At 73.7% G+C, this 24,548-nt stretch carries 23 protein-coding genes; 10 read left to right on the top strand and 13 right to left on the bottom strand.

All coding sequences use genetic code 11. The features are described 5' to 3' along the window. Window positions 1-65: 65 nt before the first annotated feature. The 4 genes from OP18_RS23950 to aceB are packed head-to-tail and all read right to left on the bottom strand — an operon-like array spanning window position 66 to window position 5,572. A complete protein-coding gene (locus OP18_RS23950) occupies window positions 66-1,322 on the bottom strand; it encodes a (Fe-S)-binding protein (protein WP_033361213.1) in 1,257 nt (418 codons plus the stop codon). Beyond that, window positions 1,322-2,497 carry an FAD-binding oxidoreductase gene (locus OP18_RS23945; RefSeq protein WP_033361212.1) on the bottom strand — a complete coding sequence of 392 codons (1,176 nt, stop codon included), beginning with the start codon at window positions 2,495-2,497 and terminating at the stop codon, window positions 1,322-1,324. Before OP18_RS23945 ends, OP18_RS23950 begins: the two co-directional genes overlap by 1 nt. Window positions 2,498-2,499: 2 nt before the next feature. Next, window positions 2,500-3,957: an FAD-linked oxidase C-terminal domain-containing protein gene (locus OP18_RS23940; RefSeq protein WP_033361211.1), complete on the bottom strand. Its 1,458-nt coding sequence runs from the start codon at window positions 3,955-3,957 to the stop codon at window positions 2,500-2,502. A gap of 58 nt (window positions 3,958-4,015) precedes the next feature. Beyond that, the gene (gene aceB / locus OP18_RS23935) at window positions 4,016-5,572 is read right to left on the bottom strand and encodes a malate synthase A (RefSeq protein WP_033361210.1); all 1,557 of its coding nucleotides are present in this window, start codon (window positions 5,570-5,572) and stop codon (window positions 4,016-4,018) included. 430 nt (window positions 5,573-6,002) lie between these two features. Between aceB and OP18_RS23930 the strand changes: the two genes are divergently transcribed. The 4 genes from OP18_RS23930 to OP18_RS23920 all read left to right on the top strand — a co-directional run bounded on the left by OP18_RS23930 (window position 6,003) and on the right by OP18_RS23920 (window position 9,716). Next, window positions 6,003-6,650, top strand: coding sequence for an FKBP-type peptidyl-prolyl cis-trans isomerase (locus tag OP18_RS23930; RefSeq protein WP_052387203.1), 648 nt, complete (start codon window positions 6,003-6,005; stop codon window positions 6,648-6,650). A gap of 498 nt (window positions 6,651-7,148) precedes the next feature. Next, on the top strand, window positions 7,149-7,499 hold the full coding sequence (locus tag OP18_RS61915; RefSeq protein ID WP_211273648.1) for an SDR family NAD(P)-dependent oxidoreductase: 351 nt from the start codon (window positions 7,149-7,151) through the stop codon (window positions 7,497-7,499). Between the two features lie 11 nt (window positions 7,500-7,510). Beyond that, a complete protein-coding gene (locus tag OP18_RS61910; RefSeq protein WP_260710338.1) occupies window positions 7,511-7,975 on the top strand; it encodes a Rossmann-fold NAD(P)-binding domain-containing protein in 465 nt (154 codons plus the stop codon). Further along, complete coding sequence (locus OP18_RS23920) at window positions 7,953-9,716, top strand: thiamine pyrophosphate-dependent enzyme (RefSeq protein ID WP_033361209.1); 1,764 nt, start codon at window positions 7,953-7,955, stop codon at window positions 9,714-9,716. The genes OP18_RS61910 and OP18_RS23920 overlap by 23 nt, the downstream gene beginning before the upstream one ends. Here the strand turns inward: OP18_RS23920 and OP18_RS23915 are convergent. Continuing rightward, the gene (locus tag OP18_RS23915; RefSeq protein ID WP_156089718.1) at window positions 9,703-10,032 is read right to left on the bottom strand and encodes a hypothetical protein; all 330 of its coding nucleotides are present in this window, start codon (window positions 10,030-10,032) and stop codon (window positions 9,703-9,705) included. The genes OP18_RS23920 and OP18_RS23915 overlap by 14 nt on opposite strands. Window positions 10,033-10,128: 96 nt before the next feature. Here OP18_RS23915 and OP18_RS23910 point away from each other — a divergent pair, with 96 nt between their 5' ends. Beyond that, window positions 10,129-10,461, top strand: a complete 333-nt coding sequence (locus OP18_RS23910) for a DUF952 domain-containing protein (RefSeq protein WP_052387227.1) — start codon at window positions 10,129-10,131, stop codon at window positions 10,459-10,461. Window positions 10,462-10,519: 58 nt separating this feature from the next. Then, window positions 10,520-12,229, top strand: coding sequence for a DUF6311 domain-containing protein (locus tag OP18_RS23905; protein WP_063745567.1), 1,710 nt, complete (start codon window positions 10,520-10,522; stop codon window positions 12,227-12,229). A 332-nt stretch (window positions 12,230-12,561) separates the two neighbouring features. Here the strand turns inward: OP18_RS23905 and OP18_RS23900 are convergent, their stop codons facing one another. The 4 genes from OP18_RS23900 to OP18_RS58705 all read right to left on the bottom strand — a co-directional run bounded on the left by OP18_RS23900 (window position 12,562) and on the right by OP18_RS58705 (window position 15,919). After that, window positions 12,562-14,106, bottom strand: a complete 1,545-nt coding sequence (locus OP18_RS23900) for a GntT/GntP/DsdX family permease (protein ID WP_033361207.1) — start codon at window positions 14,104-14,106, stop codon at window positions 12,562-12,564. Between the two features lie 23 nt (window positions 14,107-14,129). Next, window positions 14,130-14,645, bottom strand: a complete 516-nt coding sequence (locus OP18_RS23895; protein ID WP_033361306.1) for a gluconokinase — start codon at window positions 14,643-14,645, stop codon at window positions 14,130-14,132. 96 nt (window positions 14,646-14,741) lie between these two features. After that, window positions 14,742-15,494: an SDR family NAD(P)-dependent oxidoreductase gene (locus OP18_RS58710; RefSeq protein WP_052387201.1), complete on the bottom strand. Its 753-nt coding sequence runs from the start codon at window positions 15,492-15,494 to the stop codon at window positions 14,742-14,744. A gap of 56 nt (window positions 15,495-15,550) precedes the next feature. Then, on the bottom strand, window positions 15,551-15,919 hold the full coding sequence (locus OP18_RS58705) for a hypothetical protein (protein ID WP_033361206.1): 369 nt from the start codon (window positions 15,917-15,919) through the stop codon (window positions 15,551-15,553). A gap of 227 nt (window positions 15,920-16,146) precedes the next feature. Here OP18_RS58705 and OP18_RS59780 point away from each other — a divergent pair, with 227 nt between their 5' ends. Further along, a complete protein-coding gene (locus OP18_RS59780; RefSeq protein WP_211273646.1) occupies window positions 16,147-17,031 on the top strand; it encodes a GNAT family N-acetyltransferase in 885 nt (294 codons plus the stop codon). Window positions 17,032-17,175: 144 nt separating this feature from the next. Here OP18_RS59780 and OP18_RS23875 read toward each other — a convergent pair whose 3' ends face one another. Together OP18_RS23875 and OP18_RS23870 are read right to left on the bottom strand one after the other, a co-directional pair. Then, the gene (locus OP18_RS23875) at window positions 17,176-17,586 is read right to left on the bottom strand and encodes a hypothetical protein (protein WP_033361205.1); all 411 of its coding nucleotides are present in this window, start codon (window positions 17,584-17,586) and stop codon (window positions 17,176-17,178) included. Window positions 17,587-17,679: 93 nt separating this feature from the next. Next, a complete protein-coding gene (locus OP18_RS23870; protein ID WP_033361204.1) occupies window positions 17,680-18,345 on the bottom strand; it encodes a response regulator transcription factor in 666 nt (221 codons plus the stop codon). A gap of 34 nt (window positions 18,346-18,379) precedes the next feature. On the opposite strand from OP18_RS23870, the gene OP18_RS23865 reads away from it, so the two are divergent. Further along, a complete protein-coding gene (locus tag OP18_RS23865) occupies window positions 18,380-19,888 on the top strand; it encodes a sensor histidine kinase (protein WP_052387200.1) in 1,509 nt (502 codons plus the stop codon). 73 nt (window positions 19,889-19,961) lie between these two features. Here OP18_RS23865 and OP18_RS23860 read toward each other — a convergent pair whose 3' ends face one another. Further along, on the bottom strand, window positions 19,962-20,762 hold the full coding sequence (locus OP18_RS23860) for a VWA domain-containing protein (RefSeq protein ID WP_156089717.1): 801 nt from the start codon (window positions 20,760-20,762) through the stop codon (window positions 19,962-19,964). Between the two features lie 292 nt (window positions 20,763-21,054). Between OP18_RS23860 and OP18_RS23855 the strand changes: the two genes are divergently transcribed. After that, window positions 21,055-22,932 (top strand): Calx-beta domain-containing protein, encoded by a 1,878-nt coding sequence (locus tag OP18_RS23855; RefSeq protein WP_033361203.1) that lies wholly within the window; start codon window positions 21,055-21,057, stop codon window positions 22,930-22,932. 137 nt (window positions 22,933-23,069) lie between these two features. After that, the gene (locus OP18_RS23850; RefSeq protein ID WP_033361202.1) at window positions 23,070-24,077 is read left to right on the top strand and encodes an LLM class flavin-dependent oxidoreductase; all 1,008 of its coding nucleotides are present in this window, start codon (window positions 23,070-23,072) and stop codon (window positions 24,075-24,077) included. Here OP18_RS23850 and OP18_RS23845 read toward each other — a convergent pair. Then, the gene (locus OP18_RS23845; protein WP_033361201.1) at window positions 24,067-24,498 is read right to left on the bottom strand and encodes an SRPBCC family protein; all 432 of its coding nucleotides are present in this window, start codon (window positions 24,496-24,498) and stop codon (window positions 24,067-24,069) included. The two genes, OP18_RS23850 and OP18_RS23845, sit on opposite strands and share 11 nt — an antisense overlap. Window positions 24,499-24,548 lie beyond the last annotated feature (50 nt).

Genomic DNA, 24,548 nt, shown 5'->3' with positions numbered 1-24,548 from the left:
CGTCGCCTACCCGACGCCTGCGCCGGACCCCGGCACCGGGCTGCCCCCGACGCCGGGTGAATGATCTACGCGCCGGCGCTGAGGCGCACGCCGCGGATCGAGGCGTCCAGCACCTGCGCGGTGTGCGCGGTGCGGATCGTGCCGCCGGCGGCGCGGACCCCGGCGCCGATCTGCATGAGGCAGCCCGGGTTCGCGGTGACCAGCCACTGCGCGCCGGTGGCGAGCACGTCGCGGGCCTTGCGGGCGCCGAGCTCGGCGGCGGGGCCGGGGTTGAGCACGTTCCACACGCCCGCCGAGCCGCAGCACAGCTCGGGGTCGGCGATCTCCCGCAGCACCAGCCCCGGGATCCCGCGCAGCAGCTCGCGCGGCTGCGACCGCACACCCTGGGCGTGCGCGAGGTGGCACGCGTCGTGGTAGGCCACGCTGGCCGGCAGCGGGTGCCGGGGCGCGGCCGGGCCGAGCCGCCCGAGCAGCTCGGCGAAGTCGGTCACCTTGCCCGCGAGCGCGGCGGCGCGGCCGGCGTACCCCGGATCGTCGGCGAGCAGGTCACCGAGCTCCTTCAGGGAGGACCCGCAGCCGGCGGCGTTGACGACGAGGGCGTCGATGCCGGCGGCGTCGAACGTGTCCACGATGCCCCGGGCGAACCGGGCCGCCTCCTCCCGGCGGCCGCTGTGGACGCTGAGCGCGCCGCAGCACCCCTGCCCGGGCGGGATCACCACGTCGCAGCCCTCCGCGGCCAGGACGCGGGCCGTCGCGGCGTTCACGTCGGGGAAGAACGCCCGCTGCACGCAGCCGGTCAGCATCCCCACCACGGCCCGCCGGGTCCCCAGCGCCGGCAGCCGCGCCGGCAGCGGTACCGCCGGGCGCACCGGCGGGGCCAGGGCGGCCAGGGTCGACAGGCGGCCCGGCAACCGGTCCAGCAGGGGTGCGCCGAGCCGCTGGTACAGGCGCAACGGCCCCTTCAGCACGGCCAGCCGCCGCGGGTGCGGGAACAGCCCGAACACGAGGCCGCGCAGCGCGCGCTCCGGCCACGGCCGGGGGTGCCGCTCCTCGACGACCACCCGGGTCTGCTCGATGAGCGTGCCGTACCGCACGCCGGACGGGCACGCGGTCACGCACGCCATGCAGCCCAGGCACGCGTCGAAGTGCCCGGCCGCGGTCGGGGTCAGCGGCTCGCCCTCCAGGAGCTGGTGCATCAGCTGGATCCGGCCGCGCGGCGAGTCCATCTCCTCGCCCCACAGCACGTACGTCGGGCACGTCGGCAGGCAGAATCCACAGTGGACGCAGTCGGACACGAGGTCGGCGTCGATGCGGGGCTCCATCAGATCCCTCCCACGAACCGGCCCGGCGCGAGGATGCCGAGCGGGTCGAACTGCTCCTTCACCCGGCGCATCAGGTCCAGGCCGTCGACGTGGCCCCACACGTCGACGCGGGACCGGATCGCCGGCGGCGCGGTGAGCACGACGCAGTGCCCGGCGCCGGCCCGGGTCGCCGCCCGCAGGTCGCTGACGACACCGACGACGGAGCCGGGGTCGGTGTCGCCGGGCAGCCCCGCGTAGAGCACCCCGGTGCCGGCGGAGCCCCGCACGTGCAGCGCCACGTCGTGCAGCTGGGCGGTCACCCCGGCGGCGGTCAGCAGGTACGGCACCCGCGACAGCGCCGACGTGAGCTTGATGCCGACGTCGCCGGGGCCCCACGGGTAGGCACCCCAGCCCGGCGGCGGGGTCTCCGCCGACGTCGTGCCCTCGCCGAGCAGCTTCTCCAGGTCGGCGGCGCGCTGCGCGACCCCGGCCGGCACGCCCTCGACGAGCGCGGTCACGGTGAGCGGGTCGGTGTCGATCTCCAGGGCGCTGGGCACCACCTGCGCGCCGAGGACCGCGGACAGCGCCCGCCCCGCCTCCTCGGGCCCGTCGACCCGCACCGACACGAAGCGGCGCGCGGCCGGCAGCGGGTGCAGCCGGAACGCGCACTCGGTGATGACGCCGAGGGTGCCGTACGAGCCGGCGACGAGCTTGCCGAGGTCGTACCCGGCGACGTTCTTCACGACCTTGCCGCCGGCCTTCGCCACCACCCCGTCGGCGCGCACGACGGTCACGCCGATGAGCAGGTCGCGGACCGTGCCGTAGAGCATGCGGCGCGGCCCTGACGCGTTGACCGCCACGGTCCCCCCGACGGTCGCCCCCGGCAGCGGCTCGTCGAGGGCGAGCTGCTGCCCGGCGGGGCGCAGCGCCTCCTGGACCTGGCGCAGCGGCGTACCGGCGCGGACGACGACGACGAGATCACCCGCGGCGTGCTCGACGAGCCCGCACAGCCGCGACGTCTCCACGATCAGATCGAGCCGCTGCGGCGGCAGCGCCCAGTCCTGCCTGGTGCCGCCGCCGCGCACGACGAGGGCGAGCTCCCCGTCGGCCGCGCCGCGGACCACGTCGGCGACCTCCGCGGTCGACGCGGGCGTGGCGACGGCGGCGGCCGGCACCCCGGCGATCTGTGCTGTCATGCTCAGAAGACCTCCGCGATGCCTGGCTGATGCAGCGGATGGGTGCCTTTGCGCCGCCCGGGGACCTCGCCGCACAGGCGGGGGGTCGGGAACACCTTCCCCGGGTTCGACAGCCCGCGCGGGTCGAACGCGCACCGCAGCAGCTGCATCGTGTCGAGGTCGGCGGCGCTGTACATGCTGGGCAGGTGCTTGGCCTTGTCGAAGCCGACGCCGTGCTCGCCGGTGATCGACCCGCCGTGCTCCACGCACAGGTCGAGGATCGCGCCGGACACCGCCTCGGCCCGCTCGGCCTGCCCGGGCACCGCCTCGTCGAACAGCACGAGCGGGTGCAGGTTGCCGTCGCCGGCGTGGAACACGTTCGCTACCCGCACGCCGTGCTCCCCGGCCAGCTCCGCGATGCGGGTCAGCACCCGGGGCAGCGCGGTGCGCGGGATGACCCCGTCCTGCACGATGTAGTCGGGGCTGATCCGGCCGACGGCGGCGAACGCCGACTTGCGCCCCTTCCAGAACAGGGCCCGCTCGGCGTCGTCGGCGGCGATGCGGATCTCGAACGCGCCGTGGTCGCGGCAGAACCCCTCGACCGCGGCGAACTGCGCCTCGACCTCCGCCTGCGGCCCGTCGAGCTCCACGATGAGCACCGCGCCGGCGCCGGGCGGGTAGCCGCAGTGCACCGCCGCCTCAGCGGCCTCGATGGCGAGGGCGTCCATCATCTCCACCGCCGCCGGCACCACCCCCGCCGCGATGATCGCCGAGGTGGCCGCGCCCGCCTGGTCGGTGCCGGGGAACGCGGCGAGCAGCGTGCGGACCGTCTCCGGCAGGCGCACCAGGCGGACCGTCACCTCCGTGGCGATGCCGAGCGTGCCCTCGGAGCCGACGAACGCGCCGAGCAGGTCGTAGCCGGGCGCGTCCGGGGCCCGCCCGCCGAGCCGGACGAGGTCACCGTCGGGCGTGACGATCTCCACGCCGGTGACGTGGTTGGTCGTGAAGCCGTACTTCAGGCAGTGCGCGCCGCCGGAGTTCTCCGCGACGTTGCCGCCGATCGAGCAGATCTGCTGGCTGGACGGGTCCGGCGCGTAGTAGTACCCGTGTGGCGAGGCGGCCCTGGTCACCTGCAGGTTGATCACGCCGGGCTCGACGACGGCCCGCTCGTCCTGCGGGGCGACCTCCCGGATCGCGCGCAGCTGCGAGGTGACGATGAGCGCGCCGTCGGCGTGCGGCAGCGCCCCGCCGGACAGGCCCGTGCCGGAGCCGCGCGCCACGAAGGGCACCCCGGCGTCGGCGCAGGCACGCACCGTGTCGGCGCACTCCTGGGCGGTGCGCGGCAGCACCACGATCGCCGGCACGACCCGGTAGTGGGTCAGGCCGTCGCACTCGTACGTGCGCAGCTGCTGACGGTCGGTGAGCACCTGCTCCGGCCGCAGGAACTCCCGCAGCCTGACCGCCAGCCCGTCAATGGTCATGGCGTCACCTCCGCCGCGCTCCGGCGCCGCGCCGATGGTGAACAGCGCGGAGCGCTGCTCACGGCATCCGGTCGTACGCCGGCAACGTCAGGAAATCGATGAACTCGTCAGCCACCGCCACCTCCATGAACAGTGCCCGTGCCGCGCTGAGGTCGCCGCCGAGCTTCGCCAGCTCCTCGTCGGCGACCTGCTCGACCAACGCCTTCGTGACGAGCGCACCCGTGTCGGCCAGGGTGACACCGTTGTGCAGCCATTGCCAGACCTGTGACCGGGAGATCTCCGCCGTGGCCGCGTCCTCCATCATGTTGTTGATCGCGACGGCGCCGCTGCCCTTGAGCCAGGCGTCCAGGTACTGCACGCCGACGCTCACCGCGTTGCGCAGCCCCGCCTCCGTCTGCTGGCCCGGGGTGTCACCGACGGCCAGCAGGTCGTCCGCGGACACCGACACCTCCTCGCGGGTGCGCTCCAGCTGGTTGGGCCGCTCGCCGAGCACCCCGTCGAACACCTCGCGGCAGGTGGCGACCAGGTCCGGGTGCGCGACCCACGAGCCGTCGAAGCCGTCGCCGGCCTCCCGCGTCTTGTCGGCCCGGACCTTCTCCAGGGCCACCCGGTTGATCTCCGGGTCGCGCCGGCTCGGGATGAACGCCGCCATGCCGCCGATCGCGTGCGCGCCCCGCCGGTGGCACGTGCGCACCAGCAGCTCGGTGTACGCCCGCATGAACGGCACCGTCATCGTCACCGTGTTGCGGTCCGGCAGCAGGAAGTCCTTGCCCCGGGTGCGGAACTTCTTGATCACGCTGAACATGTAGTCCCACCGCCCGGCGTTGAGCCCGGCGGAGTGCTCGCGCAGCTCGTAGAGGATCTCGTCCATCTCGAACGCGGCCGGGAACGTCTCGATGAGCACCGTCGCCCGGATCGTGCCGGCCGGCCGGCCGAAGCGCTCCTCGGCGAACGTGAACACGTCGTTCCACAGCCGCGCCTCCAGGTGCGACTCCATCTTCGGCAGGTAGAAGTACGGCCGGGTCACCAGATGGTTGTGGAAGAAGTACAGCCCGAAGTCGGTCAGCGAGCCGGACGTCGGCGCCCCGTCGACCAGGATGTGCTTCTCCGGCAGGTGCCATCCCCGGGGTCGCACGACGACGGTCGGCCGTGCGCCCGAGGTCAGCTCGTAGCGTTTCTCGCCGGAGGTGTACGACAGCGTGCCGGCATTCGCGTCGCGCAGATTGAGCTGCCCGCCGATCACATTGGCCCACAGCGGTGTGTTGGCGTCCTCATGATCGGCCAGCCACACCTTGGCACCCGAGTTCAGCGCGTTGATGGTCATCTTCGCGTCGGTCGGCCCGGTGATCTCCACCCGTCGGTCGACGAGCCCGGGGGCCGGCTCCGCCACCCGCCATTCGCCCTCGCGGATGTGCCGCGTCTCGGGCAGGAAGCCCAGCGTGCCGCCCGCGGCGAGCTCGGCCTCCCGCTCCTTGCGGGCCTGCAGCAGCTCCAGCCGCCGGGCGTCGAAGGCCCGGTGCAGCTCTGCCAGGAAACTCTGAGCTTCTTCAGTGAGGATCTCGGCGAATCGGTCGTCAACCGGTCCGGTAATCTCGACGCCCTGAACAGTGCCCATGTCATGACCCTATCGGCTGCGCTGCCACCCGGGGCGTGTCGCGGCGCGTGTGATATGGGAAGCTCTGGCGAACAAAACTCTGGTCCGCCAGTATCGGGTCCGTCCAGCAGGGGAGTCTTCCAACTGTGAGCGATCGGGGCAGAAGCCGCCGCACTGCGAGGTCGAGCAAGGCCACCACGCCGAAGGCGACCCCGGACACCGAGGTCGGGCCCGGCGAGGAGCCGGCCGCGGGTGCGGAAAGCGACAACACGCCGGCAGGGGCGGCCCCTCGGACGCCGCCGACTCCTCGGACGCCGCCGACTCCTCGGACGCCGCCGACTCCTCGGACGCCGCCGACTCCTCGGACGACGCCGGGGACGGCGAGGAGGAGAAGGCCGAGGCCGGCAAGGACAAGGACGCCGGCAAGGCGAAGGCCAAGGGGCCGGCCCCGATGACGAAGGCGGAGAAGCGCGCCGCCGCCCGCATCGCCGCCGCGAAGGCCGCCCGCCGCCGCCGCGTCGGCCAGGCGATCGCCGGCACGGTCATCGTCCTGCTGGTCGTCGGCGGCGCCTTCGCCGGCGTCTGGTACTTCGGCGACCGGGCCGAGAAGAACCGCGTCAAGTGCAAGCCGGCCGCCGAGGCCGCGTTCCCGCCGTTGCTCGGCGGCATGAACAAGGCCCTCGCCACCGAGCCGACGATCACCGCCAGCAACGAAGAGGTCAAGACCGTCAAGCAGACGATCCTCATCAAGGGCGACTGCAAGGCCGTCAAGGCCGGCCAGACCGTCTCGGTCAACTACGTCGGCGCCACCATGAAGGACGGCAAGGTCTTCGACTCGTCCTGGCCGCGCAAGAAGACCATCGAGATCCCCGTCGGGCAGAAGCAGCTCGGCAAGCAGCCCCAGGTCATCGAGGGCTGGGACGAGGGCCTCGTCGGCCTGAAGATCGGCACCCGCGTCCAGCTCGACATCCCCGGCAGCAAGGCCTACGGCGACGACGCCCCCGAGGGCTACCCCGCCGGCACGCTGCGCTTCATCGTCGACATCCTCGACGCGAAGGACGCCGACAGCAGCGGCCTGCCCGCCGGCCTCGGCGGCTGACCCCCACCCGTTCACCGCTCGTCCTCGAAGGCCCCGCCACGCACTCCGGCGGGGCCTTCGCACATCCGGCCCGCCGCGACCGGTGAGACTTTCACGAATCGCACCCGCGACCGGCGGCATCTCGGCCCCCGCCGTCCGCGTCGCCCGGGCCCGCCGGTCGGTGGTCTCGCGAGGGTCGATCACCGCTCACGCCGGCCGCGTGACGTCCGCCGTCCGCTGACGCCCGCCCCGGCCGCCCGCCGCACCTCCCTGCGCCCGCCGCCGCCCCGCGGTCGCTGCCCTGCCCGGTCCCGCGGCAGTTGTCCTGTCCGGTCGCGGGGGTTGCCGGCCGCTCGGCGTGCGCCGTTGTCCGCGCCCTCCACCCGCTGCCCCGCCGTTCGTGGCACGCCGTCCCGGAGCCGCCGTCCCTGTTGGCGTTTTGTGGCGTTTGTACGGTACGCGGGGTGCGAGGTGTTCGTGTGGGCTGAGGCGCGGCGGCGGTGTGGGTACCGTCGGGGCATGACTGCAGTGCTGCTCACCGGGGCGACCTCGGGTCTGGGCCGGTGGCTGGCGCCGCGGCTCGGGCAGGCCGGGCTGACCGTCCTGCTACACGGCCGCGACGCCGGGAAGGTCGAGCGCGGGGTGGCTGAGGTCGAAGAGGCCGGCGGGGCCGCTGAAGGGTTCGTCGCCGACCTGGCGAGCCTCGCCGACGTGGACCGCCTCGCCGGCGCCGTGCGGGACCGGGACGACCTGACGATCCTGGTCAACAACGCCGGGGTCGGGTTCGGGGCCCGGGCGAGCAGCGGCAGGAGAGCGCCGACGGGCACGAGCTGCGCTGGGCCGTCGACTTCCTCGCGCCCGTCCGGTTGACCACGGCGCTGGTGCCGACGCTGACCGCCAACGCGCCCGCGAAGGTGGTCAACGTCGGCTCGCTCGGGCAGGTGCCGGTGGACTTCGACGACGTGGAGCTCACCCGGGGCTACGACGGGGTCACCGCGTACCGGCGCGCGAAGCTCGCCCTCGCCGCGTGGAGCTTCGACCTCGCCGAGGAGCTCGCCGGCCGCGGGGTGACGGTGAACTGCCTGCACCCGGCGACGTTGATGGACACGCAGATGGTCCGTGACCACGGCGCCCCGCCGCGCTCCACTGTGCGGGAGGGCGGGGAGGCGACGCTGCGGCTGATCCTGCACGAGGAGGGCACCGGGGGCTTCTTCGACGGGCAGCGGCCGGCCAGGGCGCACCCCGACGCCTACGACCCCGAGGTGCGCCGGCGGCTGCGCGCGTTGACGTTTGGTTCCGCCCGTACCGGCAAAGCACCAACGCATGAGCAAACCAACTGTCGGTGAGGCGCTGATCGCCCGGCTGGCCGACTGGGGCGTCGACACGGTGTTCGGCCTGCCCGGTGACGGGGTCAACGGGATCATGGAGGGTCTGCGGCGCAACGCCGACCGGGTCCGGTTCGTGCTGGTGCACCACGAGGAGGCGGCCGCGTTCATGGCGGTCGCGCACGCCAAGGCGACCGGGCGGCTCGGGGTGTGCCTGGCGACGTCCGGCCCCGGCGGCATCCACCTCGCCAACGGGCTCTACGACGCGAAGCTCGACCACGCGCCGGTGCTGGCGATCACCGGGATGCAGGAGTCCAGCGTCATCGGCACCGGTTACCAGCAGGAAGTGCACCTCGACCGGCTGTTCGAGGACGTCGCCGAGTACAACGAGACGGTGGCGAACCCGGCGCAGGTGCCGGCGCTGGTGGACATCGCGGTGCGCACCGCGCTGGCCCGGCGGGGTGTGGCGCACCTGACCGTGCCGAACGACGTGCAGGTCGCGACCTCGGGCGACAACCCGTTCGACGAGGTCGGTCCGGTCCGTGAGCCGGCGACCGCGCCGGTGTGGGTGGCGCCGCCGGTGCGGCCCGCCGACGATGACCTGCAGGCCGCCGCGGACCTGCTCAACCACGCCAGCAAGCCGGCGATCCTGGCCGGCGTCGGCGCGCGCGGGGCCGGTGCCCTCGTCGAGCTCGTCGCCGACGTGCTCGGCGCGCCGATCGTGAAGTCGCTGATGGGCAAGATGGTCGTGCCGGACGACTCGCCGTTCGCGCTCGGCGGGCTCGGTCTGCTCGGCACCGCGCCCAGCGAGGACCTGATGCAGGAGTGCGACGGGTTGCTGATGGTGGGCACGAACTTCCCGTACACCAAGTTCCTGCCGCCGCCCGGGCAGGCGCACGTCGTGCAGATCGACATCGAGCCCACCCGCGTCGGCACCCGCGTCCCCACCGACGTGCCGCTCGTCGGGGACGCCGCGGCGACCCTGGAGGCGCTGCTGCCCAGGCTCCGCCGGCGCACCGATCGGCGTTTCCTGCAGCGGTACCAGGAGAAGATGCGCGACTGGCGGGAACGCCTCGCGGCCACCGAACGGGCCGACCGGGAGCCCATCGCGCCGCAGTTCCTGGCCCGCACGCTCGACCGGGTCGCCGCCTCCGACGCGATCCTGACCTGCGACTCGGGCACCGTCACCACCTGGGCGGCCCGGCACTGGCAGGCGACCGGCGGGCGCGAGTTCTACCTGTCCGGCACGCTCGCCTCGATGGCGCCCGGGCTGCCGTACGCGATCGCCCTGCAGCACGAGTACCCGGGCCGGCAGGTGATCGCGTTCGTCGGCGACGGCGGGTTCGGCATGCTCATGGCCGAGTTCCACACCGCGGCCCGGCACGGCCTGCCGATCAAGGTCGTCATCAACGACAACAACGCGCTCGGCATGATCGTCTGGGAGCAGATGGTCAACGGCTTCCCCGAGTACGGGGTCCGGTACGGCGACCCGCGACCCGACTACGCGGGGTGGGCACGCGGCTGCGGCGGGTACGGTGCCCGGGTCACCGACCCCTACGCCCTGGAGAACATCCTCGGTGAGGCCCTCGCCCACGACGGGCCGGCGCTCGTCGACGTCGTCGTCGACGCCGACGAGCCCCCGATGCCGGCGAAGGTCACCTACCAGCAGGCGGTGAAGTTCGCGGAGGCGTTCGTGCGCGGCCAGCCGCACAAGGCCGCTATCGCCACCACGCTGCTGAAGGACCGCATCACCCGCCTGTGAGGCGGCGGTGCCGGCCCCTCGTGCGCAGCGACCGGGCCCACAGCCGGGTCCGGCCGACGGTCATCGTGATGCCGCCGGGGATGTCCAGCCCGCCGAGGCCGGCCACGCCGCCGACCAGCACGACCCCGCCGATCGCGACCAGGCCGGTCCCGGTCAGCAGGTACACCATGGTGTCCGGCTGCTGCTCGACGCTCTGCTGACCGGTGGTCTGCGCGGTGCGGACCATCGGCGGGTCCGGTCTTCGCGCCTGCGCGGCGCTCAGCGACCCGACCGCGATCGCGGCGCCGGCGACGCACACCCATGCCCGAGTTCTCATAATCGCGCACGCTAAATCGCAAACGGGTGACTCGTCGCTCCCCCCGGCTCACCTGCGACAGGTGAAGGAACCCCTCACCCGTGGCATTGTGTGCCGGTGCTGATCTACAAGATCCTGCTGCCGTCGGAATGGGCCCGCTTCGAGGCCGAGGGCCGTTTCGACGGCTCGCCGCTGGACCGGCGCGACGGGTACATCCACTGCTCGTCCCGCGCCCAGGTGGCCGGCACCGCGCAGCGCTACTTCGGCACCGAGCCCGACCTCGTCGTCGTGGCCATCGACGCGCAGACCATGGGCATGTGGCTGCGCTGGGAGACCTCCAGCAACGGCGGGCCCTTCCCGCACGTGTACGCGCCGCTGCCCCGGGCCGCCGTCGTCGCCGTCCACCGCATCGCCGGCGCCTCCTCCGTCGACGAGGTCATCCCCGCCTGAGGGCGGGCCGCGCGCCCCCGCCGGGCGCCCGGCCGGGGCGGGGCCCTAAGGTCGGCACATGGACGAGGGGCGATCACGCGGCCGGTGGTTGGCCGACGTGCTGGCGGTGGGCGGCTACCTCGCCGGGGCCGTGGTCCTGTGCGGGCGGCTGCTCGCGCACCCCGGGCAGCGGCTGCCGTACACGCCGGGGGACCGCATCCTCGCCGAGTACTTCCTGGCCTGGGCCGCGCGCTCGGTGCGGCACGGGTCGAACCCGTTCGTGCTGGACCGGCTCAACGCGCCCGCGGGCGTGAACGGGATGGCGAACACGACCATGCTGGGCCTGGGCCTGCCGATGTCGCCGGTGACCCTGCTGGCCGGCCCCGGGATCGCGTTCGACGTGCTGGTGGTGCTGACGCTCGCCGCGACCGGCGCGACCTGGTACTGGCTGCTGTCCCGGCACGTGGTGGACTCCCCGGTCGCGGCCTGGGCCGGCGGCCTGGTCGCCGCGTTCGCGCCGAGCGTGGCCAACCACGCCACGTTCCACCCGAACCTCACGGCGCAGTTCCTGGTGCCGGTCATCGTGTGGCGGGTGGTGAAGCTGCGCGACGCGCCGGTGCGCGGCGGGCTGATCCTCGCCGCGCTGGTCGTCTGGCAGGTCTTCATCAACGAGGAGACGCTGTTCATCACGGCCCTGGCCGTCGGGCTGTTCGGGATCCTGTGGCTGGTGCAGCGGCCCCGGGAGGTGCGGCTGCCGAGCGTGCTGGCCGGCCTCGGGGTGACGCTGCTGGTCACGGCGGTGCTGCTGGCGTACCCGCTGTGGTGGCAGTTCTTCGGCGCCAACGCGTACCGCGGCGGCGAGCACCAGATGACCGCGTTCCACACCGACCTGCTGGGGTTGACGTCGTTCTCGCGCAACTCGGTCGCCGTGCGCTACAGCGAGTTCCCGCCGGCGCCCGGGTTCTCCGCCGAGCAGCACGGGCACTTCGGCTGGCCGCTGGTCATCGCGGTCGCCGCCGTCGTGGCCTGGCGGTGGCGGGAGCCGCTCGTGCGCTCCCTCGCCGTCACCGGCGCCGTGTTCGCGGTGCTGTCGCTGGGCAACGAGCTGACCGTGCGGGGCGAGGGCACCGGCGTCACCGGCCCGTATGCCCTGCTGCGCGGCCTGCCGCTGTTCGACACGCTGCTGCCGACCCGGCTCGGCGAGGCGGCCACCTGGGCGGTCGCGCCACTGGTGGCGATCGGGCTGGACCGGCTGCCGGCGGCGGCGGGCACCCGGGTGCTGAAGGTCGGCCTGGTCGCGGCGGTGCTGGTGCCCGCCGCCCCGGTGCCGATCAAGGTGTTCGACCGCCCGCCGGTGCCGGCGTTCATCACGTCCGGCGACTGGCGCTCCTACGTCCACGCGCAGGAGTCGGTACTGGTGGTGCCCCTGGCCACCTTCGAACACTGGACGGCGATGAGCTGGGCCACCGCGACCGGCGCCGACCTGCGCATGTCGCACGGCTACTTCCTCGGCCCGGCCGGCGGCGTCAGGGGCCGCCACGCGACCGTGGGCGCCCCGGTCCGCCCGACCGACCGGCTGATCAACGCCGCCACCGGCAGCCGGCAGGTCCAGCCGGTCACCGACGCCGACCGTGAACAGGCCCGGCTCGACCTCGCCTACTGGCGCACGTCGATCATCCTCGCCCCGACCGGCCCGGCCGCCGCCGCCGAGCGCGGCACCCTCGACGCGCTGTTCGGCCCGGGGCGCGAGGTCGGCGGCCTCTGGCTGTGGGACGTCCGCAACCGCTGAACTGTCGGCGGACCGCCGGACGTCTTCTCTGACGCTCGCCGCGGTGGCGCTTCGGCGGCGGCCGGCTCCCCGGCCCGCCGCGGCGTCAGCGGGCCACGGACCGCAGCGTGCGTGCATTTCAGGGTGCCGCGCCGCAGTGGCGTGCGCGGGATGGTCCGGCCCAGCGGGTCGTGTGCGTCATCATCGGTTGCTCCCTCGTCGTGCGCCGCGCCACCGCGGCGACTGGAGGAATCCTCGCGCCCCCGGCCGCCGCACAGCAGGGCGCCCGCACCAGTCTCCGGGGCGTCCTGCGGCGAACCCCGCTGTGGTGGCAGCACCACAGCGAACCGCCGCTAGACGACGACGCCGAGGGCGAGGATCAGCACGATGGAGACCACGGAGATGATGGTCTCCATCGCCGACCAGGTCTTGAACGTCTCGCCCACCGTCATGCCGAAGTACTCCTTCACCAGCCAGAAGCCGGCGTCGTTGACGTGGGACAGGAACAGTGAGCCGGAGCCGATCGCCAGGGCGAGCAGAGCGGTGTTGGTGCCGGGGAGCTGGTCGAGCAGCGGGGCCATGAGGCCGGCCGCGGTGACCGTGGCGACGGTGGCCGAGCCGGTGGCGAGGCGGATGCCGACGGAGATCAGCCAGCCGAGCAGCAGGGCGGAGATGCCGCTGGCGGCGGCGGCCTTGCCGATGGCGTCGCCGATGCCGACGGCGACGAGGGTCTGCTTGAAACCGCCGCCGGCGCCGATGATGAAGATGATGCCGGCGATGGGCAGCAGGCTGGCGGCGACGAGGTCGCTGACCTTCTGCCGGCTGAAGCCGCGCAGGTAGCCGAAGGTGAACAGGGCGACCAGCACGGCGAGCAGCAGCGCCACGAACGGGTCGCCGAGGAAGTCCAGGACGGTGCGGAGCCGGTTGCCCTTGGTGAGGGTGATGTCGGCGACGGCGCGGCCCAGCATGAGCACCACCGGCAGCAGCACCGTGGCGAGGGTGAGCACGAACCCGGGCCGCGACGCGGGGCGCCCCGCCGCCGCGTCGTCGACGTCGTCGCCGACCGCGCCCTGCGCGCTGGGCTCGACGGCGTCGTCGGCCTTGTCGGAGGCCCGCTGCGCGACGCCGCCGCCATCGGGCACCGCACCGCCACCCCCGCCGCCGCCCGCGGACCCGCCGCCCGCCAGCGCGCCGGCGGGAGCGGGAGCGGGAGCGGGAGCGGTCGAGCGGATGCCGAAGGCGGCCACCAGGCGGGCCGGCGGGGTGGGGTTGACGAAGCGGCCGATCCAGATGCCGTACAGCGGACCGGCGACGATCACCGTCGGCACGGCGACGAGCAGGCCGTAGGCGAGGGTCTGGCCGAGGTCCGCGTGCAGGGCGTCGATCGCGATCAGGGGGCCTGGGTGCGGCGGCACCAGGCCGTGCATCACGGACAGGCCGGCCAGGGCGGGGATGCCGACGCGGACGATCGAGGTGCCGGCCCGGCGGGCGACCAGGAAGATGACCGGGATCAGCAGGACGACGCCGACCTCGAAGAACAGCGGCAGTCCGATGATCATGGCGATGAGGGCCATCGCCCAGGGCAGGCGGCGCTGGCCGGCCCGGCCGACGATGGTGTCGACGACGCGGTCGGCGCCGCCGGAGTCGGCGAGGAGCTTGCCCAGGATGGTGCCGAGGGCGACGAGGATGCCGACGCCGCCGAGGGTGCTGCCGAAGCCCTTCTCGAACTCGGCGATGACGTTCGCGGCGGCGAGACCGGCGCCGAGGCCGACGACCGCGCTGCCGAGGATCAGGGCCAGGAACGGATGGATCTTGTACCGCGTGATCAGCACGACCACGACCGCGATCGCGACGAGGGTCCACGTGACCAGCCAGGTGTCGTGCGACGTCCAGTCCATGGTGGCGGCCTCTCTCGGCGGGGTCAGCGCAGGCGCGACCTCGACACGATCTCGTCGACGATCTGCTCGGGGGTGGCGTCGATCGACACCACCGTGACGTGCTCGTCCGGTTGCGGCGGCTCCAGCGCGGCGAACTGGCTGTCCAGCATCTCGACGCGCATGAAGTGGCCGTGCCGGGCCGTGAGCCGGCGGGTGATCAGCTCCCGGGAGCCTTCGAGGAACACCAGCCGCACCTGCGGCCGGCCGTCGCGCAGCTGGTCGCGGTACGCCCGGCGCAGCCCGGAGCACGACACGACGCCGGGCGTGCCGGCGGCGGCCCGCTCGTCGATCCACCGGCCGATGGCGGCCAGCCACGGGGCGCGGTCCTCATCGGTGAGCGGCTCGCCGGCGGCCATCTTCGCCACGTTGGCGGCGGGGTGGAAGTCGTCGGCCTCCGCGTAGGACCAGCCGAGCCGGCCGGCCAGCAGCGCCCCCACGGTGGTCTTGCCCGTGCCGGCGACACCCATGACGACGATCACTGGAGGCGCGGTGTCGGGCATGGCCACACCGTACCCATCCGTCCGTGCCACTACACACGGCGGTCACCATGGACCGGCCGGTGACGGCACCGGCCGGCCCACGCCGATGCCCGCCGCTCAGGAGGAGGCCATCGCCACCAGCGGCGGGAAATGCAGGTCGACGAGCCGTTTCGCCACCGTCTCGGGGTCGGCGATGTCGCCGGTACGGTGCCGCTCCACCAGCCTGGCGTGCCCGGGCAGGCCGGTGCCCCGCTCGCGGAGGGTCCGCTGCATCTGCGTCTCGATGGCGCCGGGGTCGACGATCTCCACCGTGCAGGTGCGGCTCGCCGCCTCGCTGACGCAGCGCATGAACGCCTCCGCGCCCGCCTTCGTCGCGCAGTACGTGGCCCAGCCCGGGTAGCTGCGGTGCGCCGCGGAGGAGGCGACGTACACGATGCGCAGCCGCGGGGCCGGGTCGCGGGCGAAGGCGGCCAGGAACACGTTGGTCAGCAGGATCGGCGCGACCAGGTTGATCTGGACCGCGGCGAACACGTCCTCGGGGGACAGCTCGCCGACCAGGCCGATCGGCTCGACCGTCGCGGCGTTGTGCAGCAGGACCACCTCGTCGCGCGGTCCGGCCCCGCCGGCGAACGCGGCCAGCTCGGCCTCCGTCGGCAGGCTGACCGCCTCGGCGAGGTCGGTGGAGCGCAGCCGTACCGACGCCGGGTGCCGCGCCGCGAGCGCCTGCTGCTCGGAGGGGAAGGTGCGGGCCAGGCCGAAGACCCTGGCCCCGTCGGATTGCAGCGCGTGGAACAGGGCCGCGCCGAGCCCTCGTGAGGCGCCGGTCACGAAGACCGAGCGCATGCGGGAACCGTCCGCGATCGCGGACATGACATCACTCCAACCGTGTCGAGCTGCCCAACAACGACGAGGGGTGACAGTCCGATCTACGTGCGCCAGATCTGCAGCATGCAGCGGTCGGGTGCGTGGTCCGCGGCACCGTCCGCCGCCGGTTCGGCGAGCGGCACCGGCGCGAGCTGCGCGCCGGTGCCGGTGGTGAGCTGCGCCAGTGCGTGGCCCGAGGCGTCCGGGGTCTCCACCTGCTCGCCTTCGGCGTGCAGGATCAGGGGTTGCTGCTGCCCGCCGTCGCCACCGGACCACGAGCCGTGCGCGTGGTGGTCGGGTGAGAGCAGCTGGTGGGTGATTCCCGCACGGGAGGTGGGCGCACCGATGCTCGCGCCGAAGAGCATCGCCAGGACCAGGGCGAGGACGCCGAGGACCCGGCAGGGCTTGCCCGCCCGCCTGAGTCCGTCCAAGTCCGCCCTCCCCGGTGAAGCCCTGCCGCCAATCATGGCGCAACGCGTCGCGCTGTGAAGTGTCGCGAATTTGCCAGCATCCGCGGAATTCGATTTTTGGATAGTGTGCCCGGGTGATTGTGCGAGCCGCCGTCGATGACGACCGGACCTGGTTGCAAGAACTGCTCACGAATTCGTACGGGGCGGTCCACGTCATCACGGGAGAAAACGGTCGCGACGCGGACCGGTTGCCGGCATTGGTGGCCGAGACCGGCGACGGCGAGCGGGTCGGACTGCTCACGTACTCCATCGCCGCGACCGGTCTGGAAATCGTCACGATCGACGCGGTGCGTCCGCATGCCGGGATCGGCACCGCCCTGCTGGACGCCGCCCGGGCGGTCGCGACCGACGCCGGCTGCACCCGGCTGTGGCTGATCACCACCAACGACAACCTTGACGCGCTGCGCTTCTACCAGCGCCGCGGGATGCGCATCCGGGCCGTGCACCCGGGCGCCGTGCAGCGGGCCCGGCTGCGCAAGCCGCAGATCGCGGCGGTCGGCGACTACGGCATCGCGCTGCACGACGAGCTGGAGCTGGAGCTGCCGCTCACCGCGCCGGGCGCGGCCGTGCGCCCGGGCCGCCTCGCCGACGTGAAGCCGGTGCTCGGGCTGCTGGACGGCGCGACCCGGTGGCTCGCCGCGATGGGGCGCACCGGGCAGTGGGGCACCGAGCCGCACTCGACGAACCCGCGCCGGCTCACCGCGATGATGCGCTGGGTCCCGCAGGGGCACCTGCACGTCCTGGAGCTCGACGGGGTCGTGGCCGGGGCGCTGGTGGTCGGCGAGGCGCCGGAAGGCATCCCGGTCGTCTACGAGCCCGAGCTGTACGTGAACCTGCTGGTCACCGACCGGGCGCGGCAGGGACGCGGGCTGGGCACGCTGCTGCTGGACCACGCCCGGGTGCTCGCCGCGCGGCGCGGGATCGGCCTGCTGCGGGTCGACTGCTACGCCGGCGACGACCGGGCGCTCGTCGGCTGGTACCGCCAGCAGGGCTTCACCCCGACGGAGACCTTCACGGTGCGGCTGCCCACCGGCACGGACTGGCCGGGGCAGGTCCTCGAGCAGCGGCTGTGACCAGCGCGACGCCAGCGGCTGTGACCAGCGCGGCGCCAGCGGCTGTGACCAGCGCGACGCCAGCGGCTGTGACCAGCGCGGCGCCAGCGGCTGTGACCAGCGCGGCGCCAGCGGCTGTGACCAGCGCGGCGCCAGCGGCTGTGATCAGCTCAGCGCCTCGGCGAGCCGTTCCAGCAGCCACAGGTCGAGCAGGTAGCCGGACAGGTCGGCGCGGCGCACCGCGACGAGCCCGTCGGGGCCGCCGCTGACCCGCACGTCACGCCAGAGGTCGCCGAGCTCGCCGGTCCGCCGCAGCGCCGCCACCGCGGACGGCGGGGTGCCCGCGTCGGGCACGAGGGCGCCGGCGGCGTTGCCCAGTGCCTGCAGCTCCGGCACCACGACCCGTACCCGGGTCACCATCGCGCCGCCGGTGAAGCTGATCTCGACCGGGCGGCCGTCGCGCACCCCGGCGAGGCAGACGTGCGGGCCGTCCTCGACCCGCCACAGGCCGCGGGGCACCAGGTCGTCGCCGTCGGGCTGCACGCCGAGCTCGGCGCCGATCAGGTCCAGGTCCACCGGTCCAGCTTGACCGCGGCCCGCCCGGCCGGCGACGACGGTCGCACCACGAACCGCTGTGGTGTGGGCACCACAGCGCCGCGGCCCGCCGGTTCAGTCGCGTTCGGCGAGGTACAGCAGGACGGCGCCGACCCGGCGGTGCGTCTCGCCCTCCTCGGCGAGGCCGAGCTTGGCGAAGATCGAGTTGATGTGCCGCTCGACGGCCCGGACGGTCACGAACAGCCGCTCCGCGATCGTGCTGTTGTTGGCGCCGGTCGCCATCTCCGACAGCACCTGGCGCTCCCGGGCGGTGAGGTGGCGCAGCGCGCTGCCCGCCGGGCGGCTGCGGGCGGTGAGCATCGTCTCCACGATCCGCGGGTCGATGACGGAGCCGCCGCCGGCGACCGCGCGGACCGCGTCGGCGAGCTGGCCCGGCTGGGCGAGGCGCTCCTTGAGCAGGTACGCCCGGCCGGCGACGCCGTCCTGCAGCAGCGCGGTCGAGTGCGCCGGGTCGTCGTACTGGCTGAGCACCACGACACCGACCCGAGGGTGGCTGGCCCGCAGTGCGAGCGCGGCCCTGACCCCTTCGTCGGTGTTCGTCGGCGGCATGCAGATGTCGGTGACCACGACGTCCGGTGACAGCTGCGCCACGCTCGACAGCAGCTCGTCGTGGTCGGCGGCGAGTCCGATCACCGACAGGTCGTCCTGATCACTCAGCAGTGCCCTGACCCCCTCCCGGACCAGGAGACTGTCATCCGCAACCACGACCCGGATTCCCATGGGTCCGTAACCTACAGCCTCTACCGGGGGACCCGTGAGCGTCGACTTCGCCCTCCTGCTCCGCCTGGAGCACGCCGTGTCGGACATCCTCGCCACCCCGGCGCCGGCCGGGCGGCCGGTCCTCGACGCGATCGGCCGCGCCCTGGGCTGGTCCGCGGGCGCGATGTGGCAGGTGACGCCCGGCGGGCTGCGGTGCGTGGCGACCTGGTCGGCGGCGCCGGGGTTCGAGGCGTTCGAGGCGGCGACCCGCGACCTCGTCCTCGCCCGCGGCGAAGGGCTGCCGGGCGCGGTGTGGCAGCGCGGCGAGCCGGCGTGGGTGCGCGAGTTCGGGCAGCAGGCGTCGTTCCCGCGGGCGGCCGCCGCCGAGCGGGCCGGCCTGGCCGCCGCGTTCTGCTTCCCGCTGCACGGCGCCGACGGGATCGAGGGCATCGTCGAGTTCTTCACCGGCGCCCTCGCCGACCCGCCGCCGGACCTCGTGTCGACGGCGAAGAGCCTGGGCCGGCGCATCGGTGACGCGCTGCACCGGGCGCGGGCGGCTGATGCGGTACGCCGCAGCGAGGCCCGCCTCCGCGCGGTGCTGGACTCGGCGCTGGACTGCGTCGTCATCGCCGACGCCGACGGCATGGTCCTGGAGTTCAACCCGGCCGCGTGCCGGACCTTCGGCTACCCCCGCGACGAGGCCGTCGGCCGGGAGCTCGCCGAGCTCATCGTGCCGCCGTCGCTGCGCCCCGCGCACCGCGACGGGCTGCGCCGCTTCCTGGCCTCCGGCACGCCGCGGCTGCTCGACCAGCGCATCGAGACGACCGGCATGCGCGCCGACGGCAGCGAGTTCCCGGTCGAGCTGACCATCACCCGGGTCGCGGTCGACGGGCGGCCGGTGTTCAGCGGGTACCTGCGTGACCTCAGCGAGCAGCACCGGGTCGCGGAGGAGCTCAGGGCGTCCCGGCGCCGGGTGCTGGACGCCACCGTCGGGGAGCGGCAGCGCCTCGAACGGGACCTGCACGACGGCGCGCAGCAGCGCCTCGTCGGCCTCGGCATGACCCTCGCCCGGGCCCGCACCGCGCTGCCCGACCAGCCGGCCCGCGCCGCCGCCATCCTCGACGACGCGATCGTGGCGCTGGAGGAGGCCGCGATCGAGCTGCGCGACTTCGCCCGGGGCGTGCACCCCGCCAGCCTGACCCGGTACGGCCTCAGCGCCGCCCTCGCCGACATGGCCCGGCGCAGCCCCGTCGAGCTGCGCCTCGGCGACCTGCCCGCCGACCGGTTCGCCCCGGCGGTCGAGGCGACGGCGTACTTCGTGGTCAGCGAGGCGGTCACGAACGTCGCGCGCTACGCGGGCACCGGCACCGCGCGGGTCGACGTCGCGGTGTCCGGCGACGAGCTGCTGGTCACCGTCGCCGACGACGGGCGCGGCGGGGCGGACGCGGAGCTCGGCTCGGGGCTGCGCGGGCTCGCCGACCGCATCGCGCTGCTGGACGGCACGTTGACCGTCGACAGCCCGGTCGACGCCGGCACGACCGTGCGGGCGCGCATCCCGATCTGACCGCCGCGTCGCGTCGTCCGCCGCCGGCCGAAGCGCGGCACCCGCCGGACGGTGACGCCCGCCTGACGCCGGGTCAGCGCAGCACGCCGGCGGCGGTGGCCGCGGCGACCCAGGTGTCCCACTCGTCCGCCATCGCCTCGGCGAACTGCAGGTCGGTGCACGTGAGCAGGTCCAGCTCCGGGGTCGACGCCTTGGTGTCCACGTTGTCGAGGAGCCGCTTCGTGCCGTCGAGGTCGTCGAGGGTCTGGAAGTACTCGACCGGCCTGATCGCGAGCAGCTTCAGGAACACCGGGTACCGGGACAGCTCGCACACGACCTTGGTGGTGGCGCGCTTGGAGTCGGGGCCGCCGTCGGCGACCACGATGCAGAAGATCGGCGCGGTGGTCCGCTCCGCCTCGGCGAGGACGACGGCGAGCGCGTCGGCGAGGTTGGTGGTGCCCATCCAGCCGCGGTGGATCTCGCGGTCGACGACGCCCTGGTAGTTGTCGACGGTGACCTCGACGGTCGGCAGGACCTTGGTGTCGAACGGGACGACCGGCACGGTGCCGTCGATGTCGATCTGCAGCGCGAAGCCGAGGGCCCGCTCGACCAGGGTCTGCACCGCGCCGGAGTTGTAGTCGGCGCGCATCGAGCCGGAGTGGTCCAGCACGAGCATCGCCTGCGCGCGGATGCCACCGAGGCCGCGCCGGCTGAGCGCCAGGCCGGCCTTGTCGGCGCGTTTGGCGAGGTCGACGTGGCCCGACTCGCGGACCTTGGCGAGGTTGACGGCGGGCGCGCCGGAGGGCTCCTTGACGAGCGGCACGGCGCGGGCCGCGGTCAGCTGGGTCTTGCCGGCCATGCTGGTGCCCTTCCCTGGCAGCGGTGGATCACGCACCCCGACCGTAGCCCACCCGTTTCCGCCGTTCGCACCGCGCGGGCCGGCACCGAGGACCTCGGGCGCAGACGTGGCCCAGTTCCGGCCGGTGTAAACATCCGGACCGTCCGGAACACCCGTTCGGCGGACTGAATTGAATGTGAGCCGGATTCCAAACGCACTCACAGGAGTGAATTCGTAAAGGCAGTTGAGCGCTGCTTACAAGACGTCCGGACTGCGGGCAAGTCCTGTTTCACGCAACCGGCCGCATTGTTTGCTTCTCCTCGGCATCCCCGTTCCTCAGGAGGAGCACGTGAAACTCGCGCCATTACTCAGCCTGGTGCTGACCGCCGGGGCGGTGACCGTCCTCTCGACGGCCACCGCCGCACAGGCCGCTCCCGGTGTCACGCCATCCAGCGTCAGTCTCACGCTGGGACCGGGCCAGTCGGCCGACATCGCCAAGCACGTCGAGACCGCCCCGGTGCCCCCGAAGCCCGACATCGTGTTCCTCGCCGACACGACCGGCAGCATGTTCGACCCGATCGCCGACGTGCGCGCCAACGCCGCCTCGGTGATGGGCCAGATCGCCGCGGCGCAGCCGGCCGCGCAGTTCGGCGTCGCGGAGTACAAGGACGTCGAGGACTCCGCGCCGTTCACGGTCCGCCAGGACATCACCGCCGACCAGGCCGCCGTGCAGGCCGGGATCGACCAGTGGAACGCCGACGGCGGCGGCGACCTGCCCGAGGACAACCTCAACGCGCTGTTCAACCTCGCCACCGGCGCCGTGCACTTCCGCGACGGCGGCACCCGCATCATCGTGATCTTCGGCGACGCGCCGTCGCACGACCCGAGCATCGGCCACGGCCTCGCCGACACCGTCGCCGCGCTCAACGCCGCGCACATCCGCGTCGTCGCCGTCGACGTCGGCGGCATGAACGCCGGCGGCCAGGCCGAGGCGATCACCTCCGGCACCGGCGGCGTGTACCTGCCCGACGTGCCGGCCGACGAGGTGAGCGCCGCGATCCTCGCCGGCATCCAGGCGATCCAGGTCAAGGTCACCCCGGTGCCGTTCGACTGCGACGCCAACCTCGCGGTGTCGTTCGCCCCGCCGGAGCGGACCGTGGACAGCGGCGCGACCGCCGACTTCACCGAGCACGTCACCGTCGCCGCGGGTGCCACGGCCGGCACGTACACCTGCAAGGTCGACTTCAAGGTCGACGGCGTCAGCCAGGGCGCGGCGTTCGTGCAGACCCTGTCGGTGAAGGTCCTGACGCTGTCGATCGACGACGTCGTCGTCAACGAGAACGCGGGCAACGCCACGTTCACGGTCTCGCTGTCCGGCACCTCCACGGACCCGGTCAGCGTCAACTTCGCCACCGCGAACGGCACCGCCACCGCCGGCGCCGACTACACCGGCCGCACCGGGACGGTCACGTTCACGCCGGGCCAGACCAGCCGGCCGGTGACCGTGCCGATCATCGACGACGCGGTCGACGAGACCGACGAGACCTTCACCGTCACCCTGTCCGGCGCCGCCGGCGCGGGGATCGCCGACGGCAGCGGCCTCGGCACGATCGTCGACGCCGACCGCAACGGCACGTTCTCCTGCACGGCGCAGGTGCTGCGGGTCGGCCCGCTGTCCTCGCCCGCGGCGAACCCGGCCAACGTCCCCTGCGCCGACGACAGCAGGACCCTCGCCCAGCTCGGCCTCAGCTCCGGGCTGATCACGGTCGAGTCCAAGACCCTGGACGCGTCCACGGCGCTGACCCCCGACAACCTCGACACGACCCCGGCGGCCGGTGACAACGGCACCGCCACCGCCAAGGTCGAGCAGGTGAAGATCACCGTCGGCGGGATCGCGCCGGTGACGATCGAGCTCGGCGTCGTCCAGGCGACGGCGAAGGCCACCTGCGCGACCGGCCCCGGCGGCCTCGCCCCGGTGCTCACCGGCGCGTCGAGCATCTCGTACCTGAGGATCAACGGCATCGCGGTGACGGTCGGCAGCGCACCGCTCACCGTGCCGCTGGTCGTCGGCGCGCTCAAGCTCAACGCGACCACGACCACCCCGACCAGCGTCACCCAGCAGGCTGTCGTCCTGGACACGCTGCTGACCGACGTGGTCATCAGCGAGGCGCACGCCGACGTCCACGGCAGCACCGCCAACCCGACCGGCAACCCCTGCCGCGTCTGACCCGGTGACCGCGCGGCCCGTCCCTGCCAGGGGCGGGCCGTCCGGTCCGTGGTCCGGCGGCAGCTGTACGAGTGGCGCCGGCCACCCGCCGCGGTCTGCGGGAACATCCGGCGGCCCGCCGCTGTTGACCATGTCCTGTGACCGAGATTCCGCTTTCCGTCCTTGACGTCGCGCCCCGGGCCGCCTACGCGTCCACCGGTGACGCCCTGCGCAACACGACGGAGCTGGCCAGACGCGTCGAGGCACTCGGATACCGCAGGTTCTGGGTCGCCGAGCACCACAACATGCCGGCCATCGCCAGCTCCTCACCGGCGGTCCTGCTGGCGCACCTGGCCGCCGCGACCTCCACGATCCGCGTCGGCTCCGGCGGGGTCATGCTGCCCAACCACGCGCCGCTCGTCGTCGCCGAGCAGTTCGGCACCCTCGAGGCGCTGCACCCCGGCCGCATCGACCTGGGCATCGGCCGGGCGCCCGGCACCGACCAGTACACGGCGCTCGCGCTGCGCCGCACCATGGAGGGCCTGTCGGCGGAGCACTTCCCGGAGGAGCTGCAGGACCTCATCGCCTACTTCACCGGCGACGACGCGGGGCAGCGCATCCTCGCCTCGCCGGGGCGCGGCGACAAGCCCGACGTGTGGCTGCTCGGCTCGAGCGGCTTCAGCGCGCAGCTCGCCGGCATGCTCGGGCTGCCGTTCGCGTTCGCGCACCACTTCTCCAGCGCCAACACGCTGCCGGCGTTGAAGCTCTACCGCGACAGCTTCCGGCCGTCACAGTGGCTCGACGCCCCCTACGCGATGGTCGCCGTCAGCGCGGTCTGCGCCCCGACCGACGAGGAGGCCGAGTTCCTCGCCGGCCCCAGCCAGCTGTCGTTCCTGCGGCTGCGCTCCGGCCGTCCCGAGGCCATGGCGACGCCGGAGGAGGCCGCGGCGTACCCGTACAGCGAGCGGGAGCGCGAGTTCATCCTCGAACGCCGCGACGGCCAGGCCCTCGGCTCCCCGGCGACGGTCCGCGGGCAGCTGACCGAGCTGCTGGAGCGCACGCAGGCCGACGAGTTCATGCTGACCTGCATGGTGTACGACGTCGACGCCCGGGCCCGCTCGTTCGAGCTGATCCGCGAGCACGTCGCCGGGCACCTCACCCGCTAGCGGACATCCGGCGGGTCAGTTCCGCGGCCCGCCGCAGCTGCACCGCGCGGGCCTGGCGCAGCACGTACCGGCGCAACACCCACGGCGACTCGACGGTGATCGCCTCCGTGACCTCGGTGCCGGTCCCCGCCGGTGCCAGCGTGACCGCCGCCCGCAGCCGCACCCGGCCCGGCGACACCACCTCGCTGACCAGCGCCGGCGCGTGCGGGTCGAGGGTCATCGTCACCCGGATCGGGTTGGTCCAGAAGCGGAACCGCTCCAGCGCCACGTAGCTGACCCGGTCGCCGTCGGTGTGCACGTCGCGCACGGCGACGACGAGCGGGGACAGCCCCACGTAGGACCGCGGGTCGGCGAGGTGCGCGTAGACCCGGGCGGGCGGGGCGGCCACGACGAACGTGTGGGCGAAGGCATCGACGGGCATGGCGTCAGACGGTAGCGTGGCCGATCTACCGTCGGTCGGCCTTTCCCGGC

Source organism: Dactylosporangium aurantiacum (genome assembly GCF_000716715.1).
GTDB classification, from domain to species: domain Bacteria; phylum Actinomycetota; class Actinomycetes; order Mycobacteriales; family Micromonosporaceae; genus Dactylosporangium; species Dactylosporangium aurantiacum.
Note: the sequence above shows the minus strand (reverse complement) of the source record. Positions and strands in the feature narration are given on the sequence as shown.

Bases quoted from the DNA above. Each gene is read 5' to 3' on its own strand.
- OP18_RS58710 (WP_052387201.1), bottom strand. From the start codon at position 15,494: ATGTCCGCGATCGCGGACGGTTCCCGCATGCGCTCGGTCTTCGTGACC.
- OP18_RS61915 (WP_211273648.1), top strand. From the start codon at position 7,149: ATGACTGCAGTGCTGCTCACCGGGGCGACCTCGGGTCTGGGCCGGTGG.
- OP18_RS23845 (WP_033361201.1), bottom strand. From the start codon at position 24,498: ATGCCCGTCGATGCCTTCGCCCACACGTTCGTCGTGGCCGCCCCGCCC.
- OP18_RS23920 (WP_033361209.1), top strand. From the start codon at position 7,953: ATGAGCAAACCAACTGTCGGTGAGGCGCTGATCGCCCGGCTGGCCGAC.
- OP18_RS23940 (WP_033361211.1), bottom strand. From the start codon at position 3,957: ATGACCATTGACGGGCTGGCGGTCAGGCTGCGGGAGTTCCTGCGGCCG.
- OP18_RS23905 (WP_063745567.1), top strand. From the start codon at position 10,520: ATGGACGAGGGGCGATCACGCGGCCGGTGGTTGGCCGACGTGCTGGCG.
- OP18_RS23900 (WP_033361207.1), bottom strand. From the start codon at position 14,106: ATGGACTGGACGTCGCACGACACCTGGCTGGTCACGTGGACCCTCGTC.
- OP18_RS23895 (WP_033361306.1), bottom strand. From the start codon at position 14,645: ATGCCCGACACCGCGCCTCCAGTGATCGTCGTCATGGGTGTCGCCGGC.
- OP18_RS23950 (WP_033361213.1), bottom strand. From the start codon at position 1,322: ATGGAGCCCCGCATCGACGCCGACCTCGTGTCCGACTGCGTCCACTGT.
- OP18_RS23915 (WP_156089718.1), bottom strand. From the start codon at position 10,032: ATGAGAACTCGGGCATGGGTGTGCGTCGCCGGCGCCGCGATCGCGGTC.
- OP18_RS23930 (WP_052387203.1), top strand. From the start codon at position 6,003: ATGACGAAGGCGGAGAAGCGCGCCGCCGCCCGCATCGCCGCCGCGAAG.
- OP18_RS23870 (WP_033361204.1), bottom strand. From the start codon at position 18,345: ATGGGAATCCGGGTCGTGGTTGCGGATGACAGTCTCCTGGTCCGGGAG.
- OP18_RS23945 (WP_033361212.1), bottom strand. From the start codon at position 2,497: ATGACAGCACAGATCGCCGGGGTGCCGGCCGCCGCCGTCGCCACGCCC.
- aceB (WP_033361210.1), bottom strand. From the start codon at position 5,572: ATGGGCACTGTTCAGGGCGTCGAGATTACCGGACCGGTTGACGACCGA.